Source organism: Streptomyces sp. NPDC093071 (genome assembly GCF_044754545.1).
Lineage (GTDB): Bacteria > Actinomycetota > Actinomycetes > Streptomycetales > Streptomycetaceae > Streptomyces.
In genome coordinates, this window is sequence record NZ_JBIVPH010000009.1 from 205,435 (window position 1) to 223,829 (window position 18,395).

General features: G+C 75.1%; 17 protein-coding genes. 6 read left to right on the plus strand and 11 right to left on the minus strand.

What is annotated here, in order from left to right:
* The first annotated feature begins 47 nt into the window (after positions 1 to 47).
* Positions 48 to 908: a dihydropteroate synthase gene (gene folP / locus ACIQD7_RS27880; RefSeq protein ID WP_391164792.1), complete on the plus strand. Its 861-nt coding sequence runs from the start codon at positions 48 to 50 to the stop codon at positions 906 to 908.
* 72 nt (positions 909 to 980) lie between these two features.
* Here folP and ACIQD7_RS27885 read toward each other — a convergent pair whose 3' ends face one another.
* Positions 981 to 1,730 (minus strand): TIGR00730 family Rossman fold protein, encoded by a 750-nt coding sequence (locus ACIQD7_RS27885; protein WP_121833362.1) that lies wholly within the window; start codon positions 1,728 to 1,730, stop codon positions 981 to 983.
* A gap of 96 nt (positions 1,731 to 1,826) precedes the next feature.
* Complete coding sequence (gene dapE / locus ACIQD7_RS27890; RefSeq protein WP_402445124.1) at positions 1,827 to 2,930, minus strand: succinyl-diaminopimelate desuccinylase; 1,104 nt, start codon at positions 2,928 to 2,930, stop codon at positions 1,827 to 1,829.
* 37 nt (positions 2,931 to 2,967) lie between these two features.
* On the opposite strand from dapE, the gene ACIQD7_RS27895 reads away from it, so the two are divergent.
* Positions 2,968 to 3,894 (plus strand): hypothetical protein, encoded by a 927-nt coding sequence (locus ACIQD7_RS27895; RefSeq protein ID WP_402445125.1) that lies wholly within the window; start codon positions 2,968 to 2,970, stop codon positions 3,892 to 3,894.
* A 312-nt stretch (positions 3,895 to 4,206) separates the two neighbouring features.
* Entirely contained in the window at positions 4,207 to 4,611 is a 405-nt protein-coding gene (locus ACIQD7_RS27900) for an ATP-binding protein (protein ID WP_402445127.1), read from the plus strand.
* Positions 4,612 to 4,684: 73 nt separating this feature from the next.
* Here ACIQD7_RS27900 and dapC read toward each other — a convergent pair whose 3' ends face one another.
* Both dapC and fdxA read right to left on the minus strand, forming a co-directional pair.
* Entirely contained in the window at positions 4,685 to 5,782 is a 1,098-nt protein-coding gene (gene dapC / locus ACIQD7_RS27905) for a succinyldiaminopimelate transaminase (protein WP_402445129.1), read from the minus strand.
* Positions 5,783 to 5,909: 127 nt separating this feature from the next.
* Positions 5,910 to 6,230 carry a ferredoxin gene (fdxA, locus tag ACIQD7_RS27910; RefSeq protein WP_053640884.1) on the minus strand — a complete coding sequence of 107 codons (321 nt, stop codon included), beginning with the start codon at positions 6,228 to 6,230 and terminating at the stop codon, positions 5,910 to 5,912.
* Between the two features lie 112 nt (positions 6,231 to 6,342).
* Between fdxA and ACIQD7_RS27915 the strand changes: the two genes are divergently transcribed.
* Together ACIQD7_RS27915 and ACIQD7_RS27920 are read left to right on the plus strand one after the other, a co-directional pair.
* Positions 6,343 to 7,398: a GNAT family N-acetyltransferase gene (locus tag ACIQD7_RS27915; protein ID WP_402445131.1), complete on the plus strand. Its 1,056-nt coding sequence runs from the start codon at positions 6,343 to 6,345 to the stop codon at positions 7,396 to 7,398.
* Entirely contained in the window at positions 7,395 to 8,273 is an 879-nt protein-coding gene (locus tag ACIQD7_RS27920) for a tetratricopeptide repeat protein (protein WP_402445133.1), read from the plus strand. The genes ACIQD7_RS27915 and ACIQD7_RS27920 overlap by 4 nt, the downstream gene beginning before the upstream one ends.
* A gap of 290 nt (positions 8,274 to 8,563) precedes the next feature.
* Here ACIQD7_RS27920 and ACIQD7_RS27925 read toward each other — a convergent pair whose 3' ends face one another.
* The 4 genes from ACIQD7_RS27925 to ACIQD7_RS27940 form a co-directional block, all read right to left on the minus strand.
* Entirely contained in the window at positions 8,564 to 10,618 is a 2,055-nt protein-coding gene (locus ACIQD7_RS27925) for a hypothetical protein (protein WP_402445135.1), read from the minus strand.
* Between the two features lie 429 nt (positions 10,619 to 11,047).
* The gene (locus ACIQD7_RS27930; RefSeq protein WP_402445136.1) at positions 11,048 to 11,539 is read right to left on the minus strand and encodes a DUF6113 family protein; all 492 of its coding nucleotides are present in this window, start codon (positions 11,537 to 11,539) and stop codon (positions 11,048 to 11,050) included.
* Complete coding sequence (gene mshB / locus ACIQD7_RS27935) at positions 11,536 to 12,426, minus strand: N-acetyl-1-D-myo-inositol-2-amino-2-deoxy-alpha-D-glucopyranoside deacetylase (RefSeq protein WP_402445138.1); 891 nt, start codon at positions 12,424 to 12,426, stop codon at positions 11,536 to 11,538. The genes ACIQD7_RS27930 and mshB overlap by 4 nt, the downstream gene beginning before the upstream one ends.
* A 59-nt stretch (positions 12,427 to 12,485) precedes the next feature.
* Complete coding sequence (locus tag ACIQD7_RS27940) at positions 12,486 to 12,680, minus strand: hypothetical protein (RefSeq protein WP_015035959.1); 195 nt, start codon at positions 12,678 to 12,680, stop codon at positions 12,486 to 12,488.
* Positions 12,681 to 12,871: 191 nt separating this feature from the next.
* Between ACIQD7_RS27940 and ACIQD7_RS27945 the strand changes: the two genes are divergently transcribed.
* Positions 12,872 to 15,067, plus strand: coding sequence for a prolyl oligopeptidase family serine peptidase (locus ACIQD7_RS27945; RefSeq protein ID WP_402445141.1), 2,196 nt, complete (start codon positions 12,872 to 12,874; stop codon positions 15,065 to 15,067).
* A gap of 36 nt (positions 15,068 to 15,103) precedes the next feature.
* Here ACIQD7_RS27945 and ACIQD7_RS27950 read toward each other — a convergent pair whose 3' ends face one another.
* The 3 genes from ACIQD7_RS27950 to ACIQD7_RS27960 all read right to left on the minus strand — a co-directional run bounded on the left by ACIQD7_RS27950 (position 15,104) and on the right by ACIQD7_RS27960 (position 18,391).
* Entirely contained in the window at positions 15,104 to 16,042 is a 939-nt protein-coding gene (locus ACIQD7_RS27950) for a hypothetical protein (RefSeq protein WP_402445142.1), read from the minus strand.
* Positions 16,043 to 16,221: 179 nt separating this feature from the next.
* Positions 16,222 to 17,415, minus strand: coding sequence for an ABC transporter ATP-binding protein (locus ACIQD7_RS27955; protein ID WP_402445144.1), 1,194 nt, complete (start codon positions 17,413 to 17,415; stop codon positions 16,222 to 16,224).
* The gene (locus ACIQD7_RS27960) at positions 17,408 to 18,391 is read right to left on the minus strand and encodes an ABC transporter ATP-binding protein (protein ID WP_402445146.1); all 984 of its coding nucleotides are present in this window, start codon (positions 18,389 to 18,391) and stop codon (positions 17,408 to 17,410) included. Before ACIQD7_RS27960 ends, ACIQD7_RS27955 begins: the two co-directional genes overlap by 8 nt.
* Between the last annotated feature and the right edge of the window lie 4 nt (positions 18,392 to 18,395).

Consider the following 18,395-nt stretch of genomic DNA (forward strand, 5'->3'; position numbering starts at 1 on the left):
CGACGGTTAGGGTCGCAGGCGAACGGACGCGAGGGAGGACAAAAGGGATGCTGCGCTTGGGACGGCGTGAATTCGGGCCGCACGAGCCGGTGGTCATGGCGATCGTGAACCGGACGCCGGACTCCTTCTACGACCGGGGCGCGACCTTCCTGGACGAGCCGGCGCTCGCCCGGGTCGAGCGCGCCGTGGCCGAGGGGGCGGCGATCGTGGACATCGGCGGGGTGAAGGCGGGCCCCGGCGAGGAGGTGACGGCCGAGGAGGAGGCGCGGCGCACGGTCGGTTTCGTCGCCGAGGTCCGCAGGCGCCACCCGGACGTGGTGATCAGCGTGGACACCTGGCGGGCGGACGTCGGCGAGGCGGTCTGCGAGGCCGGCGCGGACGTCCTGAACGACGCGTGGGGCGGGGTCGACCCCCGGCTCGCGGAGGTGGCGGCGAAGTACGGGGCGGGGCTCGTCTGCACGCACGCGGGCGGCGCGGAGCCCCGGACCCGGCCGCACCGGGTGGAGTACGAGGACGTGATGGCCGACGTCCTGCGGGTGACCGTGGGGCTCGCGGAGCGGGCGGCGGCGCTGGGGGTGCGCCGGGACGCGATCATGATCGACCCGGGGCACGACTTCGGGAAGAACACCCGGCACAGCCTGGAGGCGACCCGGCGGCTCGGCGAGATGGCGGAGACGGGCTGGCCGGTGCTGGTGTCCCTGTCGAACAAGGACTTCGTGGGCGAGACCCTGGACCGCCCGGTGCGGGAGCGGCTGCTGGGCACCCTGGCGACGACGGCGGTGTCCGCGTGGCTGGGGGCCCGGGTGTACCGGGTGCACGAGGTCGCGGAGACGAAGCAGGTCCTGGACATGGTGGCGTCCATCGCGGGCCACCGCCCGCCGGCCGTGGCGCGGCGCGGGCTGGCGTAGCCCCTCCCGTACGGCCTCCGGAGAAGCGAGAGGGGGCGCCGCGGTGCGGCGCCCCCCGTAAGCGGACCGGTCCTACTTGCCGGTCTCCTTGCTCACCAGCGCCACCGCCTCCTCCACGTCGTCCGTGACGTGGAAGAGCAGCAGGTCCTGCTCCGCGGCCTTGCCGCCCGCGACGACCGCGTCGCGCAGCCAGTCGACGAGGCCCTTCCAGTACTCCGTCCCGAAGAGGACGATCGGGAAGCGGGTGACCTTGCGGGTCTGCACCAGGGTGAGCGCCTCGAAGAGCTCGTCCAGGGTGCCGAGGCCGCCGGGCAGGACGACGAACCCCTGGGCGTACTTCACGAACATCGTCTTCCTGACGAAGAAGTACCGGAAGTTCATGCCGATGTCGACGTACGGGTTGAGGCCCTGCTCGAAGGGCAGCTCGATGCCGAGGCCCACCGAGACGCCCTTGGCCTCGCTGGCCCCCTTGTTGGCCGCCTCCATGGCGCCCGGGCCGCCGCCCGTGATGACCGCGAAGCCCGCCTCGACGAGCGCCCGGCCGAGCCGCACGCCCGCCTCGTACTCGGGCGAGTCCGGCTTGGTGCGGGCCGAGCCGAAGACGCTGATCGCGCTCGGCAGTTCGGCGAGGGCGCCGAAGCCCTCGACGAACTCGGACTGGATGCGCATGACCCGCCAGGGGTCGGTGTGCACCCACTCCGAGTCACCCTCGGTGTCGAGCAGCCGCTGGTCCGCCGTGCCCGGCTGGACCTGGTCCCTGCGCCTGAGCACCGGGCCCTGACGCTGCTCCTCGGGCTTCGCCACTCCCTCGGGAATGCCCATGGCCTGCTCCCTCCGCCGATCGGCGGCCCGCCGTGGACCGCCAACTGATCTTCTGGTCCGGTCAGGGTAGGACGACACAGGTGACGAAACGCGAAATTACGGAAGTCGGGCGGTCAGCCAGTCGCGGAGACGTGCCTCGCAGTGGTGGATCCGCTCGACGACGACGTGCTCGTCCCGCTTGTGCGCGTACATGGGATCGCCCGGCCCGTAGTTGACGGCGGGGACGCCGAGGGCGCTGAAGCGGGAGACGTCGGTCCAGCCGAACTTGGGGTGCGCGCTGCCGCCGACGGCCTTCATGAAGGCCTCCGCGGCGGGGTGGGAGAGGCCGGGCAGGGCGCCGGGGCTCTCGTCGTCGACGACCAGCTCGGCGATGTCGCAGTCGGCGAAGACCTCGCGGACGTGGGCCAGGGCCTCGGCCGGGGAGCGGTCGGGCGCGTACCGGTAGTTGACGGTGACGGTGCAGGCGTCGGGGATGACGTTGGTGGCGACGCCGCCCGCGATCGCCACGGCGTTGAGGCCCTCGTGGTACTCCAGGCCGTCGATGACCGGCTTGCGCGGCTCGTAGGCGGCGAGGCGGGCGAGGATCGGGGCGGCGGCGTGGACGGCGTTGGAGCCCATCCAGGAGCGGGCGGAGTGGGCGCGCTCGCCGGCGGTGTGCAGGACGACCCGGAGGGTGCCCTGGCAGCCGCCCTCGACCTGGCCGTCGGAGGGTTCGAGGAGGACCGCGAAGTCGCCCTCCAGCCACTCGGGGTGCGCGGCGGCGATCTTCCCGAGGCCGTTGAGGTCGGCGGCGACCTCCTCGTTGTCGTAGAAGACGAAGGTGAGGTCACGGTTGGGCTCGGGGACGGTGGCGGCGATCCGGAGCTGGACGGCGACGCCGGACTTCATGTCGGAGGTGCCGCAGCCCCACAGGACGCCGTCCCCGTCGAGCCGCGAGGGCACGTTGTCGGCGATCGGGACGGTGTCGATGTGGCCGGCGAGCACGACCCGCTCCGCGCGGCCGAGCGTCGTGCGGGCCACGACGTTGTTGCCGTACCGGTCGACGGTGAGGTGCGGCAGGGCGCGCAGGGCCCGCTCGATCGCGTCCGCGAGGGGCCGCTCGGTCCCGCTGACGGACGGGAAGTCGACGAGGGCGGCGGTGAGCGCGGCCCCGTCCAGGGACAGGTCGAGGGGGGCGTCGAGCGGGGTGATGTCAGCCATATGCCGACCCTAACCCGGCCTCCAGTACGGTGGGCCCGTGTCCGAGCCCATCCGCCCCGCCCGCCGTGGCCGCCTCGCCCGCTCCGCGGCCGCCCTCGCCGTGCTCCTCGGCCTTGCCTCGTACGTCGGTCTCCATCAGATGACCGGCAGCAAGGGCACTCCCCGGTGCAGCGTGGGCAGCGGCGACCACCGGTACGAGTTCACTCCGGAGCAGGCGTCCAACGCGGCGACGATCTCGGCCGTGGGCACCACCCGGGGGCTGCCGGAGCGGGCGGTGACGATCGCGCTCGCGACGGCGCTCCAGGAGTCGGCGCTGCGGAACATCGGGTACGGCGACCGGGACTCGCTCGGCCTCTTCCAGCAGCGTCCCTCGATGGGGTGGGGGACGCCGGAGCAGATCATGGACCCGGTGTACTCGGCGGGGAGGTTCTACGCGGGCCTGGAGAAGGTCCCGGGGTACTCGCGGCTGCCGCTGACGGTGGCGGCGCAGAAGGTGCAGAAGAGCGGTTTCCCGCAGGCGTACGCGAAGCACGAGCCGGACGCCGCGCTGCTCGCCGCCGCCCTGACGGGCCGGACGCCGGCCGGGCTCTCCTGCACGGCGAACCCGGAGGAGGGCCGGCCGGGCGATCCGCGGAAGGTGCGCGCGGAGCTGATACGGGCCTTCGGCGAGAAGGCGGCCCCGACGGCGGTGACCGGCGGTCCGAGCGCGGGCCGGTCGGCGGCGGAGCCCCCGGTGCTCGTGGTGCCGGTGCGGCCGGTGGCGGGCGCGGGGGCCGGCGCGGACGAGCGGCGCGGCTGGGAGCTGGCGCAGTGGGCGGTGGCGCGGGCGGAGGGCCTGCGCATCACGGAGGTCTCGTACGGGGACCGGGTCTGGCGCGCGGGCGAGGCCCTCGGCGGCTGGTCGAAGCCCTCGGGCGCCCCGGCGGCGGGCGGCGAGTCCGTCCGCATCCGGCTGGCGCGGTAGCCGGAACCTCCCGCACGGCCGTTCCCCCCCTCACCCGCCCGTGGCACGGCCCGGGTCCGGAGCGCGGGGAATTCGGCACGTCTTCGGAGCGCATTTCCGGGGTGTCGTTCCCACCCCTCAATCCCCTTGCCCCACAAGGGAAGTGACGGTTCGCCAGATGCCCCCGCGATGACGCCTTCGTCCATTTTCCTCCCCGCCCGACAATAGGACGCATTGCCAATTCTTTACCTTCGACCGCCGCAACCTCTCCCTCCCCGGAGCCGGTTGTCACTGCGTCCGAACGCACACGTCGCACCTCGTCGAAGGAGCACCATGTCCCTCCCCCTGACCCGCCGGATCGCCCGCGCCGCCCTCATCCTCGCGGCCGGAGCAGCCCCCGTGGTCGGTGCGGCCGGCTCCGCGAGCGCCCTCGACCACGGCCTCGCGCCGACCGGCGCCCTGGGCACCCTGTCCGCCCTGGACTCCGCCGAGGCGGGCGGCACCGTCGACAGCGCCTCGCGGACCACCACCGGCGTCGTCGGCGAGGCCGGCGAGGCCGCCGCCCCGGTCGCCCAGAAGGTCGCGGGCGACACCGCCGGCAGCGCGGGCGAGGCCCTCGGCAAGACCGCCGGCGCGGCCGCCGAGAGCACCGAGGCCCCGGCCGGCGGCGCCCTGGGCGGCGGCCTCGGCGGCCTGCCGACCGGCCAGACGCTGGGCGGCCTGCCCCTCGGCGGCTGACCTCCGCACGGAACGCCGGAAGGGCCCGGGGAGCGCGCGTCGCTCCCCGGGCCCTTCCGTGTGCCGTTTCCGGTCAGCCCAGGCGCTTGACGGCCGCCTCGACCCGCTCGTCGGTCGCCGTGAACGCCACCCGCACGAACCGCTCCCCGGCCTCGCCGTAGAAGTCGCCGGGCGCCACCAGGATCCCCTTCTCCGCCAGGTACGCCACGGTCTCCCAGCACGGCTCGTCCCGGGTCGCCCACAGGTACAGGCTCGCCTCGCTGTGCTCGATCCGGAAGCCGTGCGCCTCCAGGGCCGCCCGGAGCGCCGCCCGCCGGGCCGCGTACCGCCCGCGCTGCTCGGCCACGTGCGCGTCGTCGCCGAGCGCCGCGACCGTCGCCGCCTGGACCGGGGCGGCGGTCATCATGCCGCCGTGCTTGCGGATCTGGAGCAGCTCGCCCAGCACGGCCGGGTCGCCCGCGACGAACGCGGCCCGGTAGCCGGCCAGGTTGGAGCGCTTGGAGAGCGAGTGGACGGCGACGATCCCCTCGTACGAACCGCCGTTGACGTCCGGGTGCAGGACGGAGACCGGGTCGGCCTCCCAGCCCAGCTCCAGGTAGCACTCGTCGGAGAAGACCAGGATCCCGTGCTCGCGCGCCCAGGCCACGATCCGGGTCAGCTCCTCCTTGCCGAGGACCTTCCCGGTCGGGTTGGACGGGGAGTTGAGCCAGAGCAGCCTGACCGCGGCCGGGTCGAGGTCGGCCACCGGGTCGTCGTAGACGACGGGGGTCGCGCCGCAGAGCCGCGCGCCGACCTCGTACGTCGGGTAGGCCAGGCGCGGGTAGGCGACCGCGTCCCCCGGGCCGAGCCCGAGCTGCGTCGGCAGCCAGGCCACCAGCTCCTTGGAGCCGACCACCGGGAGGACGTTCTCGTGGACGAACCCGACCGCGCCGAGGCGCCGCTCGCACCAGCCGGTGAGCGCGTCCCGCAGCGCCGGGGTCCCCCACACCGTCGGATAGCCCGGCGAGTCCGCCGCCGCCACCAGGGCCTCCCGGATCAGCGCGGGGACCGGGTCGACGGGCGTGCCGACGGACAGGTCCACGATCCCGTCCGGGTGCGCCAGGGCCGTCTTCTTGTACGGCTCCAGCTTGTCCCAGGGGAAGACGGGAAGGCGCGAGGAGACTGCGCTCACGGATTGGCTCACTTCCTCGTAGGGGCGCGTGCGGGCCCGTACGGACTGGTGGACTCGGACCGGCTGTCGGGGGAAACGCGTCGGCCCCGCACGGCGCTCGACGCCGTACGGGACCGGATGCGGTCGATCAGCCGTTCTGCGGCGGCAGGGCGGCGACGAAGGGGTGGTCGCGCTCGATCTCGCCGAGCTTGGAGGCACCACCGGGCGAACCGAGCTCGTCGAAGAACTCGACGTTCGCCTTGTAGTAGTCCTTCCACTCCTCCGGAGTGTCGTCCTCGTAGAAGATCGCCTCGACCGGGCAAACCGGCTCACAGGCCCCGCAGTCGACGCATTCGTCCGGGTGGATGTACAAGGACCTCTTGCCCTCGTAGATGCAGTCGACGGGGCACTCCTCGATGCACGCCTTGTCCTTGACGTCGACACAAGGCTGCGCGATGACGTAGGTCACGCTGTCGTTCCTCCTCGATAGGGCTGGTCTGCGCGGGAGCGCGGCGTCGTCGATGCCCGCACCTAGTATCTCCGTTCTCGGGGGCGATCCGAACAGGAGGGGTGGAGAAGCAGTGGAATTCACCGGCGGTGGGCGCCTTGAGATCCGTGTCACCAGCGCTGACGTGGGAAAACGTGTCTCCGTTCGGTACGTGACCGACTCGGGCGAGGCGGGCGGCATGTTCACCGACGCGGTCGGGGTTCTCACATCATGGGACGGTGGCGTGCTGCTGATCACACGAAGGAGCGGCGAGGCCGTCCGGATCGCGGAATCCCGCCTGGTGGCGGGCAAGGTCGTGCCCGCCGCGCCGGCCCGCCGGCGGGGTCCCTCGGCCACCTTCCCGGAGCTGGCGCGGGCCACCGCGCGCGCGTGGGAGCCGGTCGAGAGCGAGGCGCTCGGAGAGTGGGTCCTGCGTGCCTCGTTCCAGGAGGTGCCGCCCGAAGGGCGTCCTGGAGGGGCGGTGGCCGGGCGACGGGTGGGATTCACCCGGCGGGCCAACTCCGTGCTCCCCCTGGGCGATCCGGGGCTGCCGGTCGCCGAGGCGCTGGCGCGCGTGCGGGAGTGGTACGCGGACCGGGGGCTGCCCGCGTACGTCCAGGCCGCGACCGGCGCCGAGGGCACCCAGGAACTGCTCTGCGCCGAGCTCGAACGGCTCGGCTGGCGGCGCGAGGTGTCCGCCGAGGTGCGGATCGCGGCGCTCGCCCCGATCGGGGACCAGGACGCCGACGTGTCCGCCGTCCGCCTCTCCCGCACCGCCGACGAGGGGTGGCTGCGCCGCTACCGGAACGTCACGGAGCCGGGCCCGGCGGCGCGGGCGGTCCTCGCCTCCGGCCCGAGCGTGTGGTTCGCGTCCGCGGCGGGCGCGGACGGGGTGCCGGCGGCCGTCGGCCGCTGCGTCGTCGACGGGCGCTGGGCCGGCTTCATGGCCGTCGAGGTCGACCCGGACCTGCGGCGCCGGGGCCTGGCCACGTCCGTGATGACCGCGCTCGCCCGCCGGGCCCTGGACGAGGGCGCGTCGGCGGCCTGGCTCCAGGTGGAGGCCGGGAACGACGGCGCGCGGGCGCTGTACGACGGCATGGGCTTCGCGCCCCACCACCACTACCACCACTACCGGCGGGCGGAGTCGTGACGCGGGAGGACCCCCTCGGCGACCCGGCCGACGACCCGGAGGACGAGGCCCCCGGGCCGCCCGACTGGCGGCGGGAGTTCGCCGAGGAGGCGCGGGCCGAACGGCCCGACCTCGCGCGGCTCTGCCTGCTCATCGGGGCGGTGGCCGACCCCGCCGTCACCCGGCACGACCTCGACGCGGCCGAGATCGAACTCGACCGGCTCGCCGGGCTCGTCCCGTACACGACCCGGGTCACCGGCGACTGGGCGGCCGCGCTGGCCGCGCTCCTCGGCCGCCGCGAGGGGTTCGAGGGCGTGCCCGCCGACTACCAGCGCCTGGAGTCCTCGCTGCTCCACGAGGTGCTGCGGCGGCGCCGGGGGCTGCCGATCCTGCTCTCGGTGGTGTGGATGGAGGTCGCCCGCCGGGCCGGGGCGCCGGTGTACGGGCTCGGGCTGCCCGGCCACTTCGTCGTCGGCTTCGGCGACCCGGCCGACCTGGACCTCGCGGACCCGTTCGCGGGCGGGCGGGCCATGACGGGCGCGGACGCCGAGCTGCTGGTGACGAGCGCGACCGGCGAGGCGCTCGACCGCTCGATGCTCCGGCCGGCCGAGCCCGGTGCGATCGTGCTGCGCGTCCTCAACAACATCCGCGCCTGGGCGGCCCCCCGCCCCGAGCGCTCCGGCGTCGCCCTGTGGGCGGTCGAGCTCGCCCTGCTGCTCCCCTCCCACCCGGCGAGGCTCCGCTACGAGCGCGCCGAGCTGCTGGTGCGGCGCGGGGACTTCCTGACGGGCGCGGTGGAGATGGAGGCGTACGCGCAGGTCATGGACGCGGTGGACCCGGAGGCGGCGACCACGATCCGACGCCGGGCGCTGGCGGCACGGGCCCGGCTGAACTGAGGCCCACCCGGCGGGCAGAGGCCCGCGAACGGTCGTGGGGGGGGGGGGGGGGGCCCCCCCCCCCCCCCCCCCCCGGGGCCCCGGGGGCGCCCCCCCCCCCCCCCCCCCCGCCCCCCCCCGGGGGGGGGGGGGGGGGGGGGGGGGGGGGGGGGGGGGGGGGGGGGGGGGGGGCGGGGGGGGCGCGGCCGGGGGCCCGGGGGGGGGGGCGGGGGCGGCGGGGGGGGGGGGGGCGCGGGCGCCCCCCCCCCCCCCCCACGACCGTTCGTTCCCGGGCGGTCGGCCCCGGCCGGTCAGCCCTGGCCGGACAGGTCGATCGTCTTCGTCCGCTCGGCGGGCGTCTTGCCGAGCAGCGCGTCGCGCATCACGAAGGCCACGTCGTCGGCGGAGACCTCGTGCTTGGTGCCGTCGCCCTTGGTGATCATGATGCCCTCGAAGGCGCCGTCCAGGAGCCGCTCGATCGCCTTCTTGTCGTAGACCTCGACCAGCCGGCCGTCGACGGCCTTCATGGAGAGGATCTGCGGCAGCGACCGCGCCGGGCCGAACTGGATCTCCTTGCCGCCCGCCCTGATCGTGATCCGGTCGGACATCGCGGGCTCCGCGAACTCCTTCATGGCCCGGTCCAGCTCGGCCTTGGTGACCGACGGCTGGCGGGACGTGACCGGCAGCTCGACCAGGTTGCTCCGCCCCGTCTCGACCTGGGCGCGGAAGGCGTCCTTGACCGAGAACATCGCGCGGCGGACGTCCAGGCCCTTGCCGGGCTTGCCCTCGACCGGGGTCACCTTGTTCGGCGCGAAGAGGATCGTGCCCTCGGTCGCCGAGCCGGAGGTGCCCGCCAGGTCGGTCAGGGCGACGGCGAGCTTCTCGTCGTCGACCGGGAAGACCGGCTTGGCGACCCGCTCGCCGCCGAAGAGGGAGCCGATGACCGAGACGGGGTTGTAGTCGCTGCCCGCGGCGCCCCGGACGGTCTCCTGGCTGTCGAGGGACAGGCCCGCCCGGTCCGGCGGCAGCTGGACCTTCTTGCCCGCGACGGAGAGCTGGAGCGGGGCCTGGGCGCGCTTGCCGAGGGCCTTCTCCAGCTTGTTGACGGCCTCCTCCTTCGTGCCGCCGCCGATGTCCACGCCGAGCACCGTGGTGCCCTTGGGGACGTCGGAGTGGTTGAGGAGCAGTCCCGCGCCGTAGGCGATGCCGAGGAGGCCGACGACTCCGGCGCCGAGGAGGACCAGCTTGGAGCGGCCCTTCTTCGCCGGGGCCCGGCCCGCCGGGGGCGCCTGGCGCGCGGCCGGGGCGGGAGCGGGGGCCGGGGCCGGCCGCTCCTCGATCCTCGGGGTGAGGTCCGGGCGGGCCGCCGTCGGCGGGACGACGGGGATGCCGCTGGTGAGCGTGTCGCCGGAGACGTGACCGCCGCCCCCGGCCGCCGGGCCGCCCGGGCCGGGGCCACGGCCGGGACCGGGCGCCGGGGCGGGCTGCTGGGGCGTCAGGACCGCGGTGTCGTCGGACAGGCGGGGGGCGCCGCCGGGGAACGGGGAACCCGCGCCCGGACCGCCCGGACCGCCCGGAGCGCCCGGACCGCCCGGAGCGCCCGGACCGCCCGGAGCGCCCGGACCGCCCGGAGCGCCCGGACCGCCGTGACCCTGCCCCGGGCCCTGCGGCTGTCCCTGGCCCAGGCCCTGGCCCGGGAAGGGACCCTGGCCCGCGCCGCCGGGGCCGCCGAGCGAGGCGATGCCGCTGGCCGGGCCGGTGGTCGGACCGGTCGGAGCCGCCGGACCCCCGTGGACGGGCGTGCCGCCGGCCGGGGTGCCGTCGTACAGGGGGGTGCCACCGGCGGGAGTGCCGTCGTACTGCGGCACGCCGCCCGCGGGGGTCCCGTCGTAGCGCGGCACGCCACCGGCGGGGGTGCCGTCGTAGCGCGGAGTGCCGCCCGCCGGGGTCCCGTCGTACGCCGGGGTGCCGCCCGCCGGCGTGCCGGTCTCGTAGAGCGGGTTGTCGGGGACGGGGCCGGGGCCGGGCTGGGTGACCGGGCGGCTCGACGGGGTGCTGCCGACCGTCGGGACGCCCGAGGTCGCGGAGCCCGCGAAGCCCGTGCCCGGGGCGTCAGGGCCGGGAGCCGTCCGCCTCGGGCCCGGCGCGGGGGCCGGGGACGGCGCGGGAGCCGGAGCGGGCGCCGGCGCGGGCGCGGAGGACTTGCGGGGGGCGAACCAGTCGCTCGTCTCCTTCGCCTTCGGAGCGGCCTCCTCGGCCCTCGGCGGCTCCGGGGCCGCCACCGGCTCGGGCTCCGGCTCCACGGCGGGGGCGGGCTCCGGCTCGGGCTCCGGGGCGGGCGTCTCGTTGACCGTCTTGCGGACCACGACCGGCGGAATCGGACGCGAACCCGGGATGTTGATCCGGATCCGGGTCGTCAGCGTCGTCTCGGTCTTGGGCTCCTCCGGCGGCGCGGACGCGGCGGCGGTCTCCTCCGGCGCGTCCTGCGAGGGGTGGAGCGACGGATACTGGCGGGAACCGTACGGCGGGGTGCCCGAGGGGTATGCGGCTCCACCGCGCCCCTGGGCGCCGGAGGACGAACTGTCAGTCTCTCGACCAGTTTCACGACTCAAAGCAGGATCTCCCGGTTGGCTCCACCGCCCGCTCTTGCTGATGCTCGTGTGCTCGTGTGACCCGGGCGGTTCGGCGGCGCGCACCACCATACTGGCCGCCGCCGTCACGCACCCGACCCCCGGGCCGCCGACGACGGGCAATCCGGCCGAAGTCGGGACGTCTCCGACCTCAAGTCCTCCTGCTCACCGGGCCGGACGCGGCAGCCGGGCCAGCGTGGTGCACATCACAGCGATGCCCATGCCCCCGAAGAGGAAGAGCAGCTCGCCGACGCCCCCGCCGAACACCCCGTCGCCCTCGGGGCGTCCGAAGCTGAGCAGGACGACGGCGACGAGCCAGCCGCCGCCCGCGGCGGCCACGCCGATCTGGGTGCCGGTGGCGCGCAGCCCGCCGTAGAAGAGGCCGGCGGCGGCGAGGAGCGCCAGGAGCAGGCCGGCGGGGAGCCAGGCGGCCTGGACGAGGGCCCCGGCGGTCCCGACGAGGAGGCCGAGGACGAACAGGAGGCCGTACCAGACGTATCGGGCGGTACGGGAGACGGGGAAGCCGTCCGGCGCGGCGGCCGGGCGGCCGGGGGCGGCGGAGCGGTCGGGGCGGTCCGACGAGGCGGCGCGCCCGCGCGGCAGCGGGTTCGACGAGGGCTTCGGGGAGGGCTTCGGGGAGGAAGAGGAGGGGCTCACGCGGTCACCCCCGCGAAGAGGTCCGTCTCGCGCTCGCCCTCGGGGGCTCCGGGGACGCCCCGGACCAGCTCGTAGTACTCGGTGGTGAGGATCGGCTGCCCGAGGTCGTTGGAGAGGGCGAAGAAGGGCCCGTCGACCGCGACTTGGGTGGCGTGCGCGGCCATCGCGGCGGCCTTGCGGGCCGCCTGCTCCGGGGTCGCGGCGATCTCGGCGGTGATCCGGTCCCCGGCGACGACGCCCGGGACGTCGGTGACGTCCGCGACCGCCGAGAAGGCGGAGCCCTCGGCGCGCAGCCGGGCGAGGCCGGCCTCGGCGACGGGGCGAGGGACGCGGTTCCAGTAGACCTTGGCGATCGTGTGGGCCGGGCCGAGGTCGGGGCGGAAGGCCGGGTCGGCGGCCAGTTCGGCGGCGCGGGTGGCGACCCGGTGGGCCTGGATGTGGTCGGGGTGGCCGTAGCCGCCGTCGGGGTCGTAGGTGACCAGGACCTGCGGGCGGGTCTCGCGGACGACCTCGACGAGGTGTGCGGCGGCGGTGTCGACGTCCGTGCTCCAGAAGGCGCCGTCCCGGCCGTTCTGCTCGGCGCCCATCATCCCCGAGTCGCGGAAGCGTCCCGGGCCGCCGAGGAAGCGGTGGTCGGTGACGCCCAGCTCGGCCATCGCGGCCGCGAGTTCGCCGACGCGGTGCGGGCCGAGCCGGTCCTCCCGGTCCGGGGCCAGGTGGGCGAGGCCGGGCGGGATGACCTCGCCCTCCTCGCCGAGCGTGCAGGTGACGAGGGTGACGAGGGCGCCCTCGGCCGCGTACCTGGCCATGGTGACGCCGTTGTTGATCGACTCGTCGTCCGGGTGCGCGTGCACCAGCAGCAGACGGCGGGCGGGGAGATCGGACATGCCCCCACCCTACGAGACCCCGCGCGGCCGGACCGGGAGGAGGCCCCGGGTCCGGGGGCTCAGAACTTGAGGCCGCCGATCATGCCCGCCACGTTGGTCGTGAGGGTGCTGATGGACGGGGCGATGGACGAGCTCGCCAGGTAGAAGCCCAGGAGGGCACAGACCGCCGCATGTCCGGCCTTCAGTCCGGATTTCCGGATCAGAAGGAAGACGACGATCGCCAGCAGCACCACCACGGAGATCGAGAGTGCCACGGCGGTTCACCTCCACACTTCTCGGTCGGACTTCTTCGGTCGGTTCGCCCGGAGCGGTTCGGGCATGGAGCAGAGAGCATGTGCCAGACGGATGCATACCCACCCAGCGCTACGGATCATAACTATCCGTGCCATCGCATCGATCGGCGGACGGAGGCACGAGGGGGGCGCACAGCGCTAGTTTCGGCCTCATGACCTCGTCTCGACAGCGGTCCGCCGCACCCTCGGCCGGACTCTCCTTCCCCCGCCAGCAGGCCAGGACCCAGCGCTTCGCCCTGGGAGTCCCGCGCGGCTTCTCGGTCTCCCCCGACGGGGAGCGCGTGGTGTTCGTCAGATCCGGCTCCGGCACGGACCGTTCGCACCGGCTCTGGGTGCTCGACCTGCCCCGGGACGGCGCGCCGGCCGAGCGGGTGGCCGCCGACCCGGAGGCGCTGCTCGCGGGCGCGGAGGAGGAGTTGTCCCCGCGGGAGCGGGCGCGCCGGGAGCGGAGCCGGGAGGGCTCCTCCGGGATCGTGGCGTACGCGGTGGACGCGGCCGTGGAGTTGGCGGCGTTCGCCCTGTCGGGGCGGCTGTTCGCGGCGGAGCTGCGGGCGGGGACGGCGCGGGAGCTGCCGGTGCCGGGCCCGGTGATCGACCCGCGCCCCTCGCCGGACGGGCGGCTCGTGGCGTACGCGGCGGAGGGCGCGCTGCGGGTGGTGGGCGCGGACGGCTCGGACGACCGGGAGCTGGCCGGCCCGGAGGACCCGCACGTCTCCTACGGATTGGCCGAATTCATCGCCTCGGAGGAGATGGGGCGGTATCGCGGCCACTGGTGGTCCCCGGACTCGGACCGGCTGCTCGTGGCGCGGGTGGACGACCGGGCGGTGCGGGGCTGGTGGATCGCGGACCCGGCGCACCCGGAGCGGGAGCCGCAGCGGGTGGGCTACCCGGCGGCGGGGACGGACAACGCGGAGGTGCGGCTGTTCCTCGTGGGCCTCGACGGGTCCCGTACGGAGGTGGCGTGGGACCGGGAGCGGTACCCGTACCTGGCGCGGGTGCACTGGTCGGCGGCCGGGCCGCCGCTGCTGCTCGTCCAGACCCGGGAGCAGCGGGAGCAGGCGCACCTGGCGGTGGACCCGGCGACCGGGGCGACCTCGGTCGTACGGGTGGAGGAGGACCCGGCGTGGCTGGAGCTGCTCCCGGGGGTGCCGGCGTGGAGCGCGGACGGGCGGCTCGTCCGGATCGCGGACGTCGCGGACGGCGGCTCCGACGTGGACACGGGCGACGGCGGGACGCGGGTCCTGGCCGTCGGGGACCGGGTCCTCACCGACGGGCGGCTGCACGTCCGGGCGGTGCTCGACGCCGGTCCGGACGACCTCCTCGTGTCGGCCTCGGCGGGTACGGGCGCGGCGGCGCCGGAGACCGGCGAGATCCATGTGTACCGGGTGACGGAGGAGGGCGCCGAGCGGGTGTCCGGGGGCGTCGGCGTGCACGGCGCGGTGCGCGCGGGGGCGGTGACCGTCCTGGTGTCGGCGCGCCCGGACGAGCCGGGGAGCACGGCGCGGGTGCTGCGGGACGGCGAACCGGTCGCGGTGGTCGCCTCGTACGCGCAGCAGCCGGTGATCACCGCCCGGCCCCGGCTCACGGAGGCCGGGGCCCGGCGCATCCCGTGCGCGGTGCTGCTGCCCTCGGGGTACGCGGAGGGCGACGGGCCGCTGCCGGTCCTGATGGACCCGTACGGCGGCCCGCACGGGCAGCGGGTGGTGGCCGCGCACCATCCGCACCTGACGTCCCAGTGGTTCGCCGACCAGGGCTTCGCGGTGGTCGTGGCGGACGGGCGCGGCACGCCGGGCCGCTCCCCCGCCTGGGAGAAGGCGATCCTGCGCGACCTGACGCCGACGCTCGACGACCAGGTGGAGGCGCTGCACGCGCTCGCCGGGCGCTTCCCGCTCGACCTGGGCCGGGTGGCGGTCCGGGGCTGGTCGTACGGCGGCTATCTGGCGGCCCGGGCGGTGCTGCGGCGGCCGGACGTCTTCCACGCGGCCGTCGTCGGGGCGCCGGTGACGGACTGGCGGCTCTACGACACCCACTACACGGAGCGGTACCTCGGGACCCCGCAGGACGACCCTGAGGTGTACGCGGCGCAGTCGCTGCTCACCGACGACGGGCTGTCGTCCCCGGAGGTGCCGGCGCGGCCGATGATGATCGTGCACGGCCTCGCGGACGACAACGTGGTGGTGGGGCACGCGCTGCGGCTCTCCTCCGCGCTGCTCGCGGCGGGCCGGCCGCACGAGGTGCTGCCGCTGTCGGGGGTGACGCACATGACGCCGCAGGAGCAGGTGGCGGAGAACCTGCTCCTGCTCCAGGTGGACTTCCTGAAGCGGTCCCTCGGGCTCGACCGGGGCTGAGGGCGAGACGGATAGCGGGGCCGGGACCGGGCCGGTTCACCAGCCGGGCGGCCGGGGGTGCGGCGGGGGCGGCGGCAGCGCCCCCGCCGGCGGGTACGGGGCGGGCGCGGCGGCGGGGGCGCCGCGCCCGGCCAGGAGGACCAGGACGACGAGGCCCGCGAGCAGTCCGAGGACGGAGGTGAGGACGTCCGCCCGGTGCGGGCCGGGGAGGTCCGCGAGCTGGACGAGCGTTCCGTACCGGAGGGCCCCCGCCGTCCCCGCGAGCCCGCCCGCGGCCAGGAACGCCCCGGCGAGCAGCCCGAAGGCGCGGGCGTGGCGGGCCCGCGCGACGGCGGAGGCGGCGGCCGTGGCGTACAGCGCGACGAGGACCGCCGACAGCCAGCCGGGCGGGGGCGCGAGGGTGGCCTTGACGACGGACCGGCCGCCGGTGAACCGGTCGACGGTGATCTCCGCGGGCAGCCGGACGCCCCAGTACAGCTCCCAGACGGTGACGGTGACGGCGGCGGCCGCGAGGAGGACCCCGGCGGTGACGGCGGGGCCGGTGCGGGGGCGGCCGGGCAGCGGCTCGTACGGGGTGTCCGCCGGGCGGCGGCCGACGGCGGCCACGAGGACGAGGCCGGCGGCGAGGGCCAGTTCGAGGAGGGCGGTGACGAGGGCCCCGCTCCCGGGCGCCCAGAGGCCGGGCAGGCGCAGGGCGAGGGTGGCGGTGCCGGTGGCGGCGAGCGCGGAGGCGGCGTGCCGCGAGCGGAGGGCGGCGACGGCGGTGGCCGCGGAGGCGACGAGGAGCACCGGGTCGGCCAGGGAGGTGGCGGCCCGGCCCCGGGCCAGGAAGAACCGGTCCCCGGCCCAGTACCACGCGAGGTCGGCGGGCGCGCCGAGCGCGGCGAGGTCCTTGAGGATCCACACGGCGGCGACGAGGACGAGGGCGCCGCAGAGGGCGGCGCCGGTGAGTCGTGCCGGTCGTGTCACAGTCACGGCTTCGATACTCACGGTCGCGACCGGCCGAAACAAGCGGTTCCGGATATCCGGAGGGGCGGGGTGGCCGGCCGGGGCGCTCGGTGCGTCCCGGCCGGCCCACGGCACCCGCACGGCCGTACGGTGTGCAGCCTGCCGTGTCCGTATATCGGAGCCGAGTCGGGCGGGTTGCCCCGGTGTTAAGGGGTGCCGGGGGGCGGGGGGTCCGTCTCCGGGGGGTCCGTCTCCGGGTTCTCGTCGTCCGGGCGGAGGAGGTGGCTGCCGCCCGGGGGCGGCGGGGCGCCCTTCTCCAGGTCCGGGGCGCCGGCCCCCGGCGTGTCCTCCGGCTTCTCCAGGACCGCCCGGTGCTCCTCGGCCACCACGTGCTTCTCCTCCGCGAAGTGGCAGGCCGAGTCGTGGCGGGCCGGGCTGTCGGTGAGGCGGAAGACGGCCGGGACCGCCAGGAGGGGGACCTCCTGGGCGCAGCGCTCCCGGGCCTTCCAGCAGCGGGTGCGGAAGCGGCAGCCGGAGGGGATGTCGGCCGGGGAGGGCACGTCGCCGGTGAGGATGATCCGCTCGCGGTGGGCGCGGGCCTCGGGGTCGGGGACGGGGACGGCGGAGAGCAGCGCCTGTGTGTAGGGGTGGGTGGGGTGGTCGTAGATCTGCGCGTCGGTGCCGATCTCGACGATCCGGCCGAGGTACATGACGCCGACCCGGTCGGAGATGTGCCGCACGATGGACAGGTCGTGGGCGATGAAGACGTACGACAGGGAGAACTCGGACTGGAGCTGTTCGAGGAGGTTGACGACCTGGGCCTGGACGGAGACGTCGAGGGCCGAGACGGGTTCGTCCGCGACGATGACCTCGGGCTGGAGGGCGAGGCCGCGGGCGATGCCGATGCGCTGGCGCTGGCCGCCGGAGAACTGGTGCGGATAGCGGTTGATGTACTCGGGGTTGAGGCCGACGACGTCCAGGAGGTCCTGGACCTTGCGGCGCCGGTCGCCCTTGGGCGCGACCTCGGGGTGGATCTCGTACGGCTCGCCGATGATGTCGCCGACCGTCATGCGCGGGTTGAGCGAGGTGTACGGGTCCTGGAACACCATCTGGATGTTGCGGCGGACGGCCTTCAGGGCGCGCGCGGAGAGCTTGGTGATGTCCTCGCCCTTGTAGCGGATGGTGCCGGAGGTGGGCCGCTCCAGGTTGACCAGCATCTTCGCGACGGTCGACTTGCCGCAGCCGGACTCGCCGACGATGCCGAGGGTCTCGCCGGCGACGAGGTCGAAGTCGACCCCGTCGACGGCCTTGACGGCGCCGACCTGCTTCTTGAAGAGGATGCCCTGGGTCAGCGGGTAGTGCTTGTGGAGGTCCCGGACTTCGAGAATCGCCTCAGCCATGGAGGCACTCCTTCCAGAAGTGGCAGGCGCTGGCGCGCGGCACCGGGGACTCGGTCACCTCGTACAGCGGGGGCTCGTCGGTCCGGCAGACGTCCTGGGCCATCGGACAGCGCGGGTTGAAGGCGCAGCCGGGCGGGATGTGCAGCAGGTTGGGCGGCAGGCCCTTGATCGCGTACAGCTCCTGGCCCTTCTGGTCCAGGCGCGGGATCGATTCGAGGAGGCCCTTGGTGTAGGGGTGGGCGGGGGCCTTGTAGATCTCGTGGACGGGGGCCTGTTCGACGATCCGGCCCGCGTACATCACGGCGATCTTGTCGGCCACGTCGGCGACGACGCCGAGGTCGTGGGTGATGAGGATGAGCCCCATGTTGAGCTCGCGCTGGAGCTCCGCGAGCAGGTCCATGACCTGGGCCTGGACGGTGACGTCGAGGGCGGTGGTGGGCTCGTCCGCGATGATCAGTTCGGGTTCGAGGGCGAGCGCCATGGCGATCATGATGCGCTGGCGCATACCGCCGGAGAACTGGTGGGGGTACTGGCCGACGCGTTCCTTGGCGGCGGGGATGCGGACCCGGTCCATCAGCTCGACGGCCTTGGCCCGGGAGTCCTTGCGGGACATGCCCCGGTGGACCTGGAACATCTCGCCGAGCTGGTCGCCGACGCTGAGGACGGGGTTGAGGGAGGAGAGCGCGTCCTGGAAGACCATCGCCATCTTGGCGCCCCGGATCTTGCGCCGCTCGTCCTCCTTGAGCTTCAGGAGGTCCTGGCCCTGGAAGAGGATCTCGCCCCGGGTGATCCTCCCCGGGGGGATGTCGAGGATGCCCATGACGGCCTGGGCGGTGACGGACTTGCCGGAGCCGGACTCGCCGAGGACGGCGAGGGTCTCCCCCGCGTCGACGGAGTAGTCGACGCCGTTGACCGCCTTGGCCACCCCGTCCCGGGTGTGGAACTCCACGTGCAGGTCGCGCACTTCGAGCAGCATGGAT